Source organism: Actinomadura sp. 3N508, assembly GCF_044326375.1.
Classification (GTDB): Bacteria; Actinomycetota; Actinomycetes; order Streptosporangiales; family Streptosporangiaceae; genus Spirillospora.
The window spans coordinates 88,137-102,683 of record NZ_JBIRAX010000009.1 but is presented as its reverse complement, the minus strand read 5'-3'; the positions used below and the strand labels follow the sequence as shown (position 1 = coordinate 102,683).

Below are 14,547 nucleotides of genomic sequence, written 5' to 3'. Positions count from 1 at the left end.
GAATGGTTGACGCGCATGCCCCGGGTATCCCCAGGGACGCCGACATGATTCCGTAAAGATCTCAAATCGGGGGTCACATGCGGGCGAACGTCACGCACGACTCAGTGACTGCAATAGGCTTCGGCGCATGAGTCACCCGGAACGGCTCGGTTCCCCGGGTGGCGAGTCGGTCGGAACGATCGCGGAGCCTCCTCACGTGAACGAGACGCTAGCCGACTACGCCGCCCGCCACGGGCTGAGGCAGAGCGCCGCGCGCCCCCCGCTGCGCAAATACCTCCAGAGTGTGTGGGCCCGGCGGAACTTCATCTGGGCATTCGCGTCCGCCAAGAACATCTCGATGTACAGCGACTCGCGGCTGGGCCAGGTATGGCAGCTGCTGACGCCGCTGCTGAACGCCGCGGTGTACTACCTGATCTTCGGGCTGCTGCTGGGCACCGACCGCGGCATTCCCGGTTTCGTCCCGTTCCTGGTGACCGGTGTCTTCCTGTTCGGCTTCACCCAGCGGTCCGTGACCTCGGGCGCGAAGTCCGTCGGCGACAACCTGTCGCTGATCCGGGCGCTGCACTTCCCGCGGGCGACGCTGCCGCTGGCGATCGCCGTCGTCGAGCTCCAGCAACTGCTCATGGCGCTGGTCGTGCTGTTCGCGATCATCTTCGCGTTCGGTGAGGCGCCGACCTTCCAGATGCTGCTGTTCGTGCCGGTGATGATGCTCCAGCTCATGTTCAACGTGGGCATCAGCATGGTGATGGCCCGGCTCGGCGCGTTCAACCGCGACATCACCCAGCTCCTGCCGTTCGTGATGCGGACCTGGCTCTACACCTCCGGCGTGATCTTCAGCCTGCCCGCGCTGATCAAGCAGACCAAGCTCGCCGACTACCCCATCCTCAGCGAGCTGATGCAGCTCAACCCGGCGTACGTGTTCATCGAGCTGAGCAGGTACGTGCTGCTGAGCAGGTACCGCGACCACGTCACCAACGACCTCCACCTGAACGAGGCCGGGCAGCTGTGGCTCGCCGCCATCGTCTGGGCCGTGGTCATGCTGGTCGGCGGGTTCATGTACTTCTACAGAGCCGAGGAGCGATACGGCCGTGGCTGACACCGACACGAAGGTCCGCGGCGCCGAGCTGGTCGACCCCGAGCGGGAGCCGATCGTCGTCGTCGACGACCTGCACATCGTGTACCGCGTGTACGGCGCGGGCGGCAAGGGCAACGCGGCGTCGGCCTTCCGGCGCGTCCTCCGGCGCCAGCACCGCCCGTCCATGACGGAGGTCCACGCGATCAAGGGCCTGTCGTTCGTGGTCTACCGGGGCGAGGCCGTCGGGATCATCGGCAGCAACGGCTCCGGCAAGTCGACGCTGCTGAAGGCCATCGCCGGGCTGCTGCCCCCGCACCGCGGCGGCGTCTACACCGACGGCCAGCCGTCCCTGCTGGGCGTGAACGCGGCCCTGATGAAGGACCTCACCGGCGAGCGCAACATCGTCCTCGGCTGCCTCGCGATGGGCATGTCCCCGGCGGAGGTCAAGGCCCGGTACGACAAGATCGTCGACTTCGCCGGGCTCAAGGAGGGCTTCATCCAGTACCCCATGCGGACGTACTCGTCCGGCATGGGCGCCCGGCTCAGGTTCGCGATCGCCGCGGCCAAGACCCACGACGTGCTGCTGATCGACGAGGCCCTCGCCACCGGCGACGCCAAGTTCCGGGTCAAGAGCAAGCGCCGCGTCGACGAGCTGCGCAACGAGGCCGGCGCGGTGTTCCTGGTGGCGCACCAGCTCGACACGGTCAAGGAGATATGCGACCGCGTCATCTGGATCGAAGAGGGCCGGTTGCGCATGGACGGCGACCCCGAAGAGGTCATCGCCGCCTACACCGAAGCCACCGGCAAGTAGAGCGGGCCACCGGCAAGTAGAGGGCCTCCTGTGACCGGAGAGGTCACAGTGACGCAGAGTTACCTGATCGTCTCTGGATGAGACGGCCTCGCCGATCTACCTTCGAGGGAGACCCACGGCGACGGAGGCTCCCTCATGGCCGACCGGTTCAGTACTCCCCGAGGGGGGACGACCCCCCACACCCCCCGGCCCGACTCCGTCGGGTTCAGCAGACGAGGCTTCCTTTCCTCCACAGCGCTCGCGGCAGGTGCGTACGGTGTGCTGGCGGGCTGCGCCAGCGAAACGAGCGGGCCGCAGGCGAAGAACAGCGGGAACGCTCCGAAGGAGGTGTTCACCGCCCCCGCGAAGAAGCTCAGCGGCTCCCTCAGCATCCTGATGTGGAGCCACTTCGTGCCCCGGCACGACAAGTGGTTCGACAAGTTCGTGGCCGACTGGGGCAAGAAGGTCGGCGTGGAGGTCCGCGTCGACCACATCAACACGGTGGACGTCCCGCGCCGTGCCGCGTCCGAGATCCAGGCGGGACGCGGCCACGACCTCATCCAGCACATCGCGCCGTTCTCGCAGTACGAGCCGTCCGTGCTCGACCTGACCGACGTCGTCCAGGAGGCGAACCGGCGGTGGGGGCAGCAGCTCGAACTGTGCCGCAAGTCGAGCTACAACCCCAACACCAGGCGGTTCTACTGCTACTGCCCCGGCTGGTCGCCCGACCCCGGTGACTTCCGCAAGTCGATGTGGGAGAAGGTCGGGATGCCGAACGGCCCGGCGAGCTGGGACGACCTGCTCCGCGGCGCGGCCGAGATCAAGAAGCAGACGGGCGTGCCGTGCGGGATCGGGCTGTCCCCGGAGACCGACTCGAACATGGCGGCGCGGGCGCTGCTGTGGTCGTTCGGCGGCGCCGTCCAGGACGAGAACGAGCGGGTCGTCCTCAACTCCGACGCGACCGTCGCGGCCGTGGAGTACATGACCCGGCTGTTCAAGGAGGCCGAGACCAGCGAGGTCTTCTCCTGGACGCCGGCGTCCAACAACCAGGCCCTCATCGCCGGGAAGTCGTCGTACATCCTGAACTCGATCTCGGCGTGGCGCACCGCGATGGGCACCAACCGGAAGATCGGCGACGACATCTTCTTCGTGCCCGCGCTGCGCGGGCCGAAGGCGGCGCTGGCGGCGCAGCACGTCATCCAGCAGTGGGTCGTCCCGAAGTACGCGGGGAACGCGGACGCGGCGAAGGAGTTCCTGCTGCACTACACGGCGAACTTCCCCGCCGTGACGTTCCACTCCGAGCTGTACGACCTGCCGGGGTGGCCGTCGCTCGTCCCGCAGCTGAACGGCTGGCTCGACAACGACCCGTGGGGCGCGAAGCCCGCGAACAAGCTGAGCCTGCTGAAGACGGCGACGTCGTGGAGCGCGAACATCGGCTATCCGGGCCCGTCCAACCCGGCGATCGGCGAGATCTTCAACACCAACGTGCTGCCGACGATGTTCGGCCGCGCCGCCCGCGGCCAGACGTCCGCGCGGCAGGCGGTCGCGGAGGCGGAGGGGCGCGTCAACGCGATCTTCAGGAACTGGCGTTCCCGCGGTCTCGTCGGCGGTTGAGGCCGGCCTATGAACACCGTAGAGGTGAAGGGCCTGGTCAAGACCTTCGACGGGCAGGTGCGGGCCCGGCGGCGCGGGCGTTCTGACCAAGTGCGGGCGCTGGACGGGGTCGATCTGGCGGCCGAGCCGGGGGAGTACCTGGTGCTGCTCGGGCCGTCCGGGTGCGGGAAGACGACGCTGCTGCGCACGATCGCGGGCCTGGAGCAGCCGACCGAGGGCGAGGTGCTGATCGGCGGGAACGTCGTGAACGGGCTGCCGCCGCGCGTGCGGCAGATCGCGATGGTTTTCCAGTCGTACGCGCTGTACCCGCACAAGACGGTGATGGACAACATCGTCTTCCCGCTCCGCGCGGAGGGCATGCCCAAGGACGAGCGCGACCGCAAGGCGAAATGGGCCGCCGAACTCCTGGACATCCAGCCGCTGCTGCGCCGCAAGCCGCGCCAGCTGTCGGGCGGCGAGCGGCAGCGGGTGGCGCTGGCGCGGGCGCTGGTCCGCGACCCGGCGGTGTTCCTGCTGGACGAGCCGCTGTCGAACCTCGACGCGAAGATGCGCGCCACGGCCCGCGACGAGCTGAAACGCTTCCAGGAGCGCGTCGGCACCACGACGATCTACGTCACGCACGACCAGGCGGAGGCGATGGGCCTCGGCGACCGGATCGCGGTGCTGGAGCACGGCCGCGTCCGGCAGGTCGGGACGCCGCAGGAGGTCTACGACGACCCGGCCGACACGTTCGTGGCGACGTTCATCGGGTCACCGCCGATGAACCTCGTCAAGCGGGACGGGCGGCTGGTGGGGTTCCGTCCGGAGCATCTGCTGCCGGTGGAGAACGTCCAGGCGAAGGCGCGCGTGACGATGCCGTTCCAGGTGGAGCGGATGGAGTACCTGTCGGGCGACCGGCATGTGTACGGGACGGTCACGGGCATCGGCGAGGAGACCCGCGTCATCGCGCGGCTGTCCGCCACCGTGGGCACGCCGCTGGAGGCCGGGGAGACCCGCGAGTTTGCCGTCCCGTCCGAGCGGCTGCGGTTCTTCGGCGCGGACGACGGGAAGCGCGCGGCGGCCGTCCCGCTCGGGGAATCGCCGTGACCGCCGCCGAGTCCGGGCGCGAGGCCGAGCGCTCGCGGGCCGGGCTCGCCGACCGGGACGGGTTCCTCGCGTGGGTGATGCTGCTGCCGTCGGTGGTCTACATCGTCGCGCTGGTCGGCGTCCCGTTCCTGCTGGCGATCGCGTTCGCGTTCTCGGACGTCACCACCGGCGACCCGTCGTTCGACTTCGTCGGGTTCGGCAACTTCGCCGAGGTGTTCGACGACGGCGTGTTCTGGCGCTCGCTGCGCAACACGCTGTTCTTCACGGTGGTCAGCATGGTGCTGATCGTGGTGTTCGGGAAGATCCTCGCGAACATCCTGGTCGCGGACTTCCACGGCAAGTGGTTCGTCCGGTTCCTGGTGCTGCTGCCGTGGACGACCCCGGTGGCCCTCTCGACCGTGTCATGGCTGTGGTTCCTGGACTCGATCTTCTCGCCGCTCGACTGGGTACTGCGCAACCTCGGGCTGATCGACGCGAACGTCGTGTGGCTGGGCCGTCCGGGCACGGCGATGGCGTCGGTGATCGCGGTGCAGGTGTGGCGGCTGACGCCGCTGGCCGCGGTGATCGTGATGGCGGGGCTGGTCGCGATCCCCCGCGACATCGACGAGGCGGCGCGGATCGACGGCGCCGGGTTCTGGCGGCGGATGCTCGAGGTGACGATCCCGCTGACGCTGCCGGTGATCGCGGTCGCCGGGCTGTTCGGCGCGATCATGACGTTCACGGACATGACCGTCCCGTACGTGCTGACCCGCGGCGGCCCGACCCATTCGACGGACGTGCTCGCGTCGTGGGCGTACTTCCGCGGCATCGAGGGCGGCGACGTCGGCCAGGGCGCGGCGATCGCGCTGTTCCTGTTCCCGCTGCTGCTGGCAGGCGCGGTGGCGATCCTGCGGGCCGTCCGGCGGCTGGAGGCCAGATGACCACGGCGATCCAAGTCGAAGCGCTCCGGAAGCGGTACGCGCGCCGCCACGTGGCCGCACGCTGCGGCGTGTACGGGGCGGCGATCCTGGCGGCGCTGGTGTGCGCGATGCCGTTCCTCTGGAGCGTCGTCAGCGCGTTCAAGCAGAACCAGGACCTCTACAACCCCGAAAGCAACCCGTTCTTCTACAACAAACCCGCGACGCCCGACCATGTGACGTTCCTGTTCACCGACACTCCGTTCCTGACGTTCGTGGTGAACACGCTGATCGTCGGCGCGGCCGTCGTGGCGATCACGCTGGCGCTGTCGCTCCCGGCGGCGTACTCGCTCGCGCGCCTCGACCGCCCGTGGGGCACCCCGATGGGCATCGCGATCTTCCTGGTCTATCTGGTGCCGCCGTCGCTGCTGTTCCTGTCGCTGACCCGCGTCGTGGTGTGGCTGCGTCTGGAGGACACGCTCTGGTCGATGATCGTCGTCTATCCGACGATCACCGTCCCGGTGTCGGTGTGGCTGCTGATCGGGTTCCTGAAGGCCGTCCCGAAGGACGTCGAGGAGCAGGCCATGGTGGACGGCTACAGCCGCCTCGGCGCGTTCCTGCGGGCCGTCCTGCCGCTGGTGTTCCCGGGGATCGTCGCGGTCGTGGTGTTCAGCTTCACGCTGACGGCCAGCGAGTTCGTGTACGCGCTGGCGTTCGTGTCGGCGAGCCCGGAGATGGTGGTCAGCACCGGCGTCCCGACGCAGCTGATCCGCGGGGACGTGTTCTTCTGGCAGTCGCTGCAGGCGTCCACGGTGATCACGGCGGTGCCGATCGCGTTCCTGTTCAACCTGTTCCTGGACCGGTTCGTCACCGGGTTCACCATGGGCGCCGTCAAGACCTGATCTCCCCTGATAGAGATGGAGGAGCACACAGCCGATCCGATGTAGGAGGGCCGCCATGGCCGGCAAGCCGCCGCTTCCGCACGAGTTCCTGCCCGAAGTCCCGTCGTTCACCGTGACCAGCGAGGACGTCGCCGACGGCGAGCGCCTCGCGGACCGGCACGTGTACAGCGGCCTCGGCGGCGGCAACGAGTCCCCGCAGCTGAGCTGGTCGGGGTTCCCCGCCGAGACCAGGAGCTTCGCGGTGACGTGCTTCGACCCGGACGCCCCCACCGGCAGCGGCTTCTGGCACTGGTCGCTGTTCGACATCCCGGCGGACGTGACGGAGCTGCCCACCGGCGCCGGCGCGGAGGACACCAAGATCGGCATCCAGGCGCGCAACGACTACGGGACGAAGGCGTTCGGCGGCGCCGCCCCGCCGCCCGGCGACCCGCACCGCTACGTGTTCACCGTCCACGCCCTGGACGTCGAGTCGCTCGGCATCGACTCCGACACGCCCCCGGCCGCGGTGGGGTTCAACCTCACCGCCCACACCCTCGCCCGCGCGTCGATCATCCCCGTGTACGGCACCTGACGGGCAGCCCCGCGTACTCCTCGGTCGGGACGATCATCGGGGTGCCGGTGACCGGGTCGGGCGCGACGATGCACGACAGGTCGAACACCTCCTTGATCAGGTCGGCGTCGACGATGTCGGCGGGCGCCCCGGCGGCGACGACCCGCCCGTCCCGCATCGCGACGATGTGGTCGGCGAACCGGCACGCCTGGTTGATGTCGTGCAGCACCGCGATGATCGTCCGGCCCTCGTCGCGCAGCCGGGCCAGCAGCGCGAGGAGCTGGTACTGGTGGGTGATGTCGAGGAACGTGGTGGGCTCGTCCAGCAGCAGGTAGGGCGTCTCCTGCGCGAGCACCATCGCGATCCACGCCCGCTGCCGCTGCCCGCCGGACAGCGCCTCCACCGGCCGTTCGGCGAGGTCGGTGACACCGGCCGCCGCCATCGCCGCCGTCACGGCCCGCTCGTCCTCGCGGGACCAGGTGGACAGCAGCGTCTGGTGCGGGTACCGCCCCCGCGCGACGAGCTGCCGCACCGCGATGTTCTCCGGCGCGACGAGGCCCTGCGGCAGGAACGCGATCTCCTTGGCGATGGCCTTCGGCCGGTAGCCGCGGACGTCCCGCCCGTCGAACGCGATGTGCCCGGACGACGGCGCGAGCAGCCGGGCGAACGAGCGCAGCAGCGTCGACTTGCCGCACGCGTTGGCGCCGACCACAGCCGTGAAGGCACCATCCGGAACATCGACGGTCAGGTTCGTCGACACGACCCGGTCGCCGTAGGCGAGGGTGACGTCGGCTGCGGTAAGGCGTCCGTTCACGACCGTCTCATCTCCATGATCAGGAGCCAGCACAGATAACCGCCGCCGATCACCGTCGAGACGACCCCGACCGGCAGCTGGACGGGGGCCACCACCGTCTGGGCGGCGAGGTCGGCGGCGAGGAGCAGCAGCGCCCCGGTCAGCGCGGCGGGCAGCGCCGGTGTCCCGGCGGCGCCCGCGACCCGGCGGCCGATCTGCGGCGCGGCGAGCGCGACGAACACGATCGGCCCGGCCGCGGACGTGACCGTCGCGGTGAGGCCCACGCCCGCCAGGATGATCAACAGCCGGTACCGGTTCAGCGCCACCCCCGACGCCGCGGCGATGTCGTCGCCGAGCGCGGCCTGCCCCGTCGTCCGGGACAGGACGGCCGCCAGCAGCGCAAGCGCCGCGAGGATGAGGAACGGGAGGCGGACCTCGCCCCAGTCCAGGCCGTTCAGGGAGCCCGCGTTCCACGCGGTCGCGGCGGTCGCCACCTCCAGCTGGGCACGGAGCACGATCCACTGGTTGAGCGCGGTCAGCATGGCGTTCACCGCGATCCCGATGACGACGAGCCGCAGGCCGCTGAGCCCGGACCGCAGCGACAGCACGTAGACGGCGGCGGCCGAGGCGAGCCCGCCCGCCAGCGAACCGGCGGCGAGGCCCACCGCCGTCCCGCCGAACACGGTGATCGCGATCAGCACGCCGGTGTAGGCGCCGGCGTCCAGGCCGATCACGTCGGGGCTGCCGAGCGCGTTGCGGGTCACGTTCTGGAAGATCGCCCCGGCGGTGCCGAGCGCCGCGCCGAAGACCAGCGCCCCGGCCACCCGAGGCAGCCGCCACTCCTGGACGACCAGCGCCGAGTCCCCGTATCCGAAGAGCCCGGCGAGAACCTCACCGGGCGGGTCCCAGGAGTCCCCACGGCAGAGCGCGACGAACGCCAGCGCCAGGGCGAGGCAGGCCAGCACGACCGTCGCCACCATGGTCCGCCGCTCGATCAGCGCGGACACCCGCCCCGCACGAATCACCAGCACGCTCACGCCTGCTCGTTGTGGGGGGACGACCCCCCACACCCCCCGGTTCGCTCTGCTCACGCCTCGACCGCCCCGTACCTGCGGACCACCCAGATCAGCGCCGGTCCGCCGATGAACGCGGTGACGACCGCCACCGGCACCTCGCCCGTCGGCAGCAGCACCCGCGACCCGATGTCGGAGCCGAGCAGCAGGATGGGTCCGAGCAGCATCGTGTAGACCATCAGCCACGGGACCGACCCGCGGGCGGCCCGCCGCGCCAGGTGCGGGACGATCAGCCCGACGAACACGATCGGCCCCGCGATGGCGGTGGCGGCGCCGGCGAGGACGGTGACGAGCGCGAGCACCGCCACCCTGGTCCGCGCGACGCGGGCACCGAGCGCGTGCGCGACGTCCTCCCCGAGAGCGAGCCCCGCCAGAGGGCGGGTGACCAGCATCGCGCCCACCAGAGCGAGGACGATCGCCAGCAGCGGCACCTCGAACGGGGTCTGCTCGCGGCCGGCGAGCGAGCCGACCGACCAGAACCGGTACCGGTCCAGGACGTCGGGGTACACCACGCGCAGCCCGAGGGATATCCCCGACAGCACGAAGGTGAACGCGACACCGGCGAGGACGAGCCGCAGCGGCACGGCCCGCCCGATGCCGTACACGATGAGCGACGTGAGCACCGCCCCCGCCAGCGCGAGGCCGAGCCGTCCCGCCTGCGACCCGCTGATCCCGAGCACGGTCCCGGTCGTGATCGCCAGCCCGGCGCCCGCGGTGACGCCGAGGATGCCGGGCTCGGCCAGCGGGTTGCGGGTCAGCGTCTGGACGAGGGTGCCCGCGGTGCCGAGGGCGGCGCCCACGCAGACGGCGAGGACCGTCCGCGGCAGCCGGACGTCGCGGACGATGACCTGCTCGTCCGTCCCCGCATAGTCGGTGAGGGCACGCCAGATCTCGTGCGGCGGGGCGCTGCCCGCCCCCACGGCCAGGCTCACGCCCGCGAGCATCGCCAGCAGCAGGACGGCCCCCACCAGGACCGCCGCCTGCCGGACGGGTTCAGTCGTCTTCCTCAAGCCCGGCCACTCCGAGTTTCCAGTAACCGGTGAAGATCGCGTCCAGCCCGGCCGCGCGCGACCAGGCGCGCAGCGGCCTGATCGCGCCCGTCTCCCCGGCGGCGAACAGGAACGTCCGTTCTCCGGGAAGGCCGAGCGCCTGCACGGTGTCGGCCAGCGACGACTCCCGTCCATCCCGGACGAGCCAGGTGACTTCGACCCCGTCGCGGGCGGCCAGCAGATAGGCATCGTCGGCGGCATCGGCGGTCTCGATCACCAGCCGGGCGGACACGTCCGGCGGGGACTCCTCCAGCCACCGCGCGGCGGCGGGCAACGCAGTGGCATCAACGGCGAACACGTAGTGGTCGTAGTTGTGCGGGAACGCCTTGGCACCGGGCGGCCCCGCGACGGCGGCGTCCGCCCCCGGCTTGACGTCCGCCGCCCATTCCGAGGCGAGCCCGCCCGGGTGCAGGACGAAGTCCATGTCGAGTTCGCCCGCGCCCGCGTCGTACCGCCGGATGGTGTACCGGCGGCTGGGCGGCGACGGCTTCGGCCAGTCCAGGTCCAGGTCGTCGGTGGGTACGGGGAGCCGCAGCGCGCCGTCCGCGTCCGGAAAGACGATCTTGATGTGGTCGTCGGCCTGGTAGCTGTGGAACCCCGCCAGCTCCGGACCACCGAACGTCAGCCGAAGCATGTTGGGCGTGATCTGCTCCCGACGAAGCACCTGGAGCGTCCGGATGCCGATCGGGTACCCGATGCGGCGGATGCCGGTGCCATTGCGATGATGCTCCAGGACGCGGCCGCGCGGATCGTGGCGTTCCATAGGCGTCCTCACTTCTCCAGCAGCGGCGCGAGGGCCTTGTCGATCTCGTCCAGGGCCCGCGTGGCCGACTCGTACGTCGCCGCCTCGGTGTAGCGGAGCCCGAAGGCCTTGCCGTCCTTGACCGCGGGCAGGTTCTTCCACAGCTTGGACCCGAGGACGTACCGCACCGATTCGCCCACCGTGCCGTCGGGCTCCAGCGTGTAGGTGATGGCGTCGGCCTCACCGAGGCTCTGCGGCAGCTCCTCGATGGACGAGGTCTCGCTGACGTCCTTCGAGCCGCCGCCCTTCTGCTTGACCTCGCCGTAGTACGTCACGCCGATGTCCTGGGCGATGTTGGTGCCCCACGACCCGGCGAACTCGCGCATGAACGTCCCGGCCGCGACGTCCCCGTACTCGCCGACGTGCCCGAACTTCACACCGCCAAGAGCATTCGCGTACTTGGTCTTAAGCTCGGCGGCCTTCTTCTCGTACGCGGTCTTCGCCTCCGCGAGCCGTCCCGCCTGCCCGGCGGCGTCGGCCTGCCGCTGCGACAGCTCGCGCCACGCGGACGGCACGGTCGGCCCGATGGCCACGACCGGCGCGATGGACTGGAGGCGCTTCAGGTCCAGATCACCAAGAACGGGCTTCGGAACACCGATCACGATCAGGTCCGGCTTGACCTTGGCGATGGCCTCGTAGTTGGTCGACGCGGCCGTCTCATCGGCAATCTTCGTCAGCCCGTCGTACTTCTTGCGGTCCTCCGGGGTCATCATCGCCAGGCCGCGCTTCCAGGACGAGATCCCGACCAGCTTCGCGTCGGCCTCGATGAGGACCGGCACCGCGTACCCGGTGGCGACGACCCGCTTCGGCTGCGCGGGGATCTTGACCGTGCCGTTGTCGGCCTCGAAGGCCCGGGTCGCGGCGCCGCCGCCGGATCCGGACTCCGAGCCGGATCCGCAGGCGGACACGAGAACGAGCGCGGCGGCCACCGCGCCGGCGAGCCTCCAGGGCTTACGAGAATGCATGGTCGCGTTTCCTAGTTCCAGGGGGACGTTCGGGGGTCGGCACCCCCGCTGACATGGCCCAATGCCTGGTTAGGTTAGCCTTACTTAAAATCGCGCTCATATCGCTGGGAGGACACCCTGTGCCGGTCACACGACAACTCGGCAACGACCCGGAGTCGTGCGAGGAGTTCGCCTACGGCCTCGGCGCGCCGGACGGGATCCTCCTGCTCAGGTACCGCTCGGCGGGCGGCCTGACGCTCGGCGGGAGCCGCGACGACTTCCTGCACCAGCTCTACTGGTCCCCGGACGGGCCGCTCGCGACGCTGCACGGCTCGTCCATCCGGTTCACCGGGTCCGGCGAGGGGTTCTGGGCGCGGCGCGCGGTGACCCACGAGGTGCGCGCCGGCGACCGCCAGACCGTCTACCGCATCTGCGTGCGCGAGGTCCCGCCCGCCCTGGACGGCCTCCGCGCCGGCCCGGTGACGATCGACGCCGAGGCGGCCCGGCTCATCGCGGCCATCGCCCGCCGCACCTGCGACAAACCGGCCGCCCTGGCCGCCCGCCGCCGCATCCTGGCCGGGCTGGGCGCGTCCGCCGCCGCCCCGCCCCACCCGTCCGGCAACGGAACCGGCTTCGCCCTCGCCGTCGCCCGCACCCTCTCCCACAACCCCGCCGACCCGACCCGACTGGACGAATGGGCGGAGCACCTGCGCGTCAGCGTCAAGACCCTGCAGCGCGACTTCGTCCGCGAGTTCGGCATGCCCTACACCCGCTGGCGCACCCGCCTGCGCCTGCGCGCCGCCAGAGTCCTCCTGGACTCCCACCCGGTGACCACGGTCGCCCACCAGGTCGGCTACGCGAGCCCGTCCGCGTTCATCGCGGCCTTCACCAAGGAATACGGCCACACCCCCGGCGCGACGATCACCCGCGCGCAAGCTCACCCGCGACGGCGTCCAGCGTCGCGGTGACGTCGCAGGCGGGCCGGATGGGACGTCCGTCGGCCGCCCAGCAGAACCACCACTGACCGTCGCGGAAGTCGCACCCGATCTCGACCGTCCGCCGCGGCCCGCCATACCGCACCACGCTCACCCAGCTAACCCCGCGCCGCTCGATCAACCCGCCCGCCAGCTCCGGATGCGCCCGCACGCCCACGTCCAGCTCGGCCAGGTGCTCGCGCCGCTCGTTGCGCGGCAGCGGCACGTCCAGGGTCGCCGCGTGCCGTCCCTTGTCGAAGTTCATCGCATTCACCTCACTCACGTCGGTTCCTCTGTGCCGGTGGAGGGGCGCGGTGGCGCACCCAGGGGGACGGATGCGCACCACCGCGCCGCCTCCACCTCCCCCCTCCGGGACCGCGCCGCTATCGGCGGCGGTCCCGCAACCGGCGACCAGCGCGGGGCCTGGCGGTTCCTCCGCGCGTCACCGGACCCACGCCCGCTTGCGCTCCGCCCGCTCGGCCTCCTCGACCAGCGCGGCGCGCAGCGTCTCCGGCGTGGGGCACATGACGGTCGAGTCGACCCCGGCCGCCGGGTCGTGCAAGGTCGCCACCCATTCCCCCAGCAACCCGTCCACCCGAACCGCCCGGAATATCCGATGCCCACTGAATTCCGCGCGAAGTCGCGCAAGTTCCTGATCGTCGGGATGGATGCGAGTGTCCATGACATTGCCTCTTCGTCTTGTCATTTCCTGAGACAAGACTTGCGTCAGAGAACTAGTTTGTCGCGTGTCGATAAAACATCCGACACACCGGAGTGTGACCCGTGGCCCCCGTCGAGTCACTGAACCCAGATGCGTCGTTCAAGCATTGGATAGCCTCTGACCTGCGCTTCTGGCGCGAGCGAGAGGGTCTGTCCCTCGCGCAGTTGGGTCAGGTCATGGGAGCAAGTCGCCACACTGTGTCGAACATCGAGCACGCGCGTGACGGCTGGAACATGAACGAGGACCACGCCGACCGACTTGATCGCCACTGGAACCTCAACGGCCATTTCGCCCGCCTCGTCCGCTATGCGCGCACCGCCCACGACCCAGACTGGTTCGCCGAATACGCCAAATACGAGGCCAAGGCGCTACAGATCCGCCTGTACCGACTCTCGTTCATACCGGGGCTCTTTCAGACCCCGGAGTACGCTCGCGCCCTGATCAGGGGTGCACGTGCGATCGAGGACATCGAAACGGCCGTTCAAGATCGAATGAAGCGGCGGGAGGTGCTCGCGCAGAAGAACCCACCGCTCGTGTGGGTGATCCTCGACGAGAGCGCGCTGTTCCGACCGATCGGAGGGCCGGAGGTGATGCGGGAACAACTCGCGCTGTTGCGTGAAGCTGCCACCATGCGAACCGTGACGTTCCAGATCGTTCCGCAGTCCAGCGGCTACTACATGGGATTGGACGGTTCATTCAACAGTCTGACCATGCAAGGGGGCGATCTGGTGTTCGTCGAGGCACCGAACGGTGGCAGACTGGTACAAAACGCCCCGGAGGTCCGGGATTTCGGGACACGTTGGGCCCGGATCTGCGCAAGCGCCCTACCGTGGGAGGCTTCGCGCGACCTTATAGAACAAGCGATGGAGCGGTTCGCATGATCAACTGGCGCAAGTCCAGCCACAGCGGTGGCGGCAATGTGGGCGGCCAAGACTGCGTAGAAGTCGCCGACCTCACCCCGGACCTGTCGGCCGCGCTGTGGCTCAAAAGCAGTCACAGTGGCGGGGGCGGCGCAGGCGGCCAAGACTGCGTCGAGGTCGCCAAGCTCACCCCGGTGATCGCCGTTCGGGATTCCAAGGACCCGGACGGGCCCAAGCTGGCCCTCGGCGCCACCACTTGGCGCACCCTCGCCCACCAGATCAAGAACGGTGACCACGACCTGGCCTGAGCCATCCCCCACACCGACAAGCCCTCGACCTGCCGCAGGTCGAGGGCTTGCGACGTTGCTCCGGGGGGCACAGGGCACAGCGCTATGGCCACCGTCAGCGGCGTGCCTTC

At 70.0% G+C, this 14,547-nt stretch carries 17 protein-coding genes; 10 read left to right on the top strand and 7 right to left on the bottom strand.

All coding sequences use genetic code 11. The annotated features are described in order from the left end of the window. The first annotated feature begins 196 nt into the window (after nt 1-196). From ACH34S_RS28970 to ACH34S_RS28940, 7 genes are all read left to right on the top strand, one after another. Nucleotides 197-1,096: an ABC transporter permease gene (locus ACH34S_RS28970; RefSeq protein ID WP_395955986.1), complete on the top strand. Its 900-nt coding sequence runs from the start codon at nt 197-199 to the stop codon at nt 1,094-1,096. After that, entirely contained in the window at nt 1,089-1,886 is a 798-nt protein-coding gene (locus tag ACH34S_RS28965) for an ABC transporter ATP-binding protein (protein ID WP_395955985.1), read from the top strand. Before ACH34S_RS28970 ends, ACH34S_RS28965 begins: the two co-directional genes overlap by 8 nt. 258 nt (nt 1,887-2,144) lie before the next feature. After that, the gene (locus ACH34S_RS28960; RefSeq protein WP_395955984.1) at nt 2,145-3,479 is read left to right on the top strand and encodes an ABC transporter substrate-binding protein; all 1,335 of its coding nucleotides are present in this window, start codon (nt 2,145-2,147) and stop codon (nt 3,477-3,479) included. Between the two features lie 9 nt (nt 3,480-3,488). After that, nucleotides 3,489-4,565: an ABC transporter ATP-binding protein gene (locus ACH34S_RS28955; RefSeq protein ID WP_395955983.1), complete on the top strand. Its 1,077-nt coding sequence runs from the start codon at nt 3,489-3,491 to the stop codon at nt 4,563-4,565. Beyond that, complete coding sequence (locus ACH34S_RS28950; protein ID WP_395955982.1) at nt 4,562-5,485, top strand: carbohydrate ABC transporter permease; 924 nt, start codon at nt 4,562-4,564, stop codon at nt 5,483-5,485. The genes ACH34S_RS28955 and ACH34S_RS28950 overlap by 4 nt, the downstream gene beginning before the upstream one ends. After that, complete coding sequence (locus ACH34S_RS28945) at nt 5,482-6,363, top strand: carbohydrate ABC transporter permease (RefSeq protein WP_395955981.1); 882 nt, start codon at nt 5,482-5,484, stop codon at nt 6,361-6,363. Before ACH34S_RS28950 ends, ACH34S_RS28945 begins: the two co-directional genes overlap by 4 nt. A 55-nt stretch (nt 6,364-6,418) precedes the next feature. Next, complete coding sequence (locus ACH34S_RS28940; RefSeq protein WP_395955980.1) at nt 6,419-6,934, top strand: YbhB/YbcL family Raf kinase inhibitor-like protein; 516 nt, start codon at nt 6,419-6,421, stop codon at nt 6,932-6,934. On the opposite strand, the gene ACH34S_RS28935 is transcribed toward ACH34S_RS28940, so the two are convergent. Genes ACH34S_RS28935 through ACH34S_RS28915 form a run of 5 tightly spaced genes read right to left on the bottom strand, consistent with a single transcriptional unit; the run spans nt 6,912 to nt 11,595 of the window. Next, entirely contained in the window at nt 6,912-7,727 is an 816-nt protein-coding gene (locus tag ACH34S_RS28935) for an ABC transporter ATP-binding protein (RefSeq protein WP_395955979.1), read from the bottom strand. The genes ACH34S_RS28940 and ACH34S_RS28935 overlap by 23 nt on opposite strands. Continuing rightward, complete coding sequence (locus tag ACH34S_RS28930; RefSeq protein WP_395955978.1) at nt 7,724-8,743, bottom strand: FecCD family ABC transporter permease; 1,020 nt, start codon at nt 8,741-8,743, stop codon at nt 7,724-7,726. Before ACH34S_RS28930 ends, ACH34S_RS28935 begins: the two co-directional genes overlap by 4 nt. Nucleotides 8,744-8,793: 50 nt before the next feature. After that, a complete protein-coding gene (locus ACH34S_RS28925) occupies nt 8,794-9,789 on the bottom strand; it encodes a FecCD family ABC transporter permease (protein WP_395955977.1) in 996 nt (331 codons plus the stop codon). Further along, nucleotides 9,773-10,591 (bottom strand): siderophore-interacting protein, encoded by an 819-nt coding sequence (locus ACH34S_RS28920; protein WP_395955976.1) that lies wholly within the window; start codon nt 10,589-10,591, stop codon nt 9,773-9,775. The genes ACH34S_RS28925 and ACH34S_RS28920 overlap by 17 nt, the downstream gene beginning before the upstream one ends. 8 nt (nt 10,592-10,599) lie before the next feature. Next, the gene (locus tag ACH34S_RS28915) at nt 10,600-11,595 is read right to left on the bottom strand and encodes an ABC transporter substrate-binding protein (protein ID WP_395955975.1); all 996 of its coding nucleotides are present in this window, start codon (nt 11,593-11,595) and stop codon (nt 10,600-10,602) included. Between the two features lie 119 nt (nt 11,596-11,714). On the opposite strand from ACH34S_RS28915, the gene ACH34S_RS28910 reads away from it, so the two are divergent. Next, complete coding sequence (locus ACH34S_RS28910) at nt 11,715-12,542, top strand: helix-turn-helix domain-containing protein (protein WP_395955974.1); 828 nt, start codon at nt 11,715-11,717, stop codon at nt 12,540-12,542. Here the strand turns inward: ACH34S_RS28910 and ACH34S_RS28905 are convergent. Both ACH34S_RS28905 and ACH34S_RS28900 read right to left on the bottom strand, forming a co-directional pair. Beyond that, a complete protein-coding gene (locus tag ACH34S_RS28905) occupies nt 12,496-12,831 on the bottom strand; it encodes a hypothetical protein (protein WP_395955973.1) in 336 nt (111 codons plus the stop codon). The genes ACH34S_RS28910 and ACH34S_RS28905 overlap by 47 nt on opposite strands. A 159-nt stretch (nt 12,832-12,990) precedes the next feature. Further along, nucleotides 12,991-13,143, bottom strand: a complete 153-nt coding sequence (locus ACH34S_RS28900) for a hypothetical protein (protein ID WP_395955972.1) — start codon at nt 13,141-13,143, stop codon at nt 12,991-12,993. 188 nt (nt 13,144-13,331) lie between these two features. On the opposite strand from ACH34S_RS28900, the gene ACH34S_RS28895 reads away from it, so the two are divergent. Beyond that, complete coding sequence (locus tag ACH34S_RS28895; RefSeq protein ID WP_395955971.1) at nt 13,332-14,150, top strand: Scr1 family TA system antitoxin-like transcriptional regulator; 819 nt, start codon at nt 13,332-13,334, stop codon at nt 14,148-14,150. Further along, the gene (locus ACH34S_RS28890; protein ID WP_395955970.1) at nt 14,147-14,437 is read left to right on the top strand and encodes a DUF397 domain-containing protein; all 291 of its coding nucleotides are present in this window, start codon (nt 14,147-14,149) and stop codon (nt 14,435-14,437) included. Before ACH34S_RS28895 ends, ACH34S_RS28890 begins: the two co-directional genes overlap by 4 nt. Nucleotides 14,438-14,547: the final 110 nt, after the last annotated feature.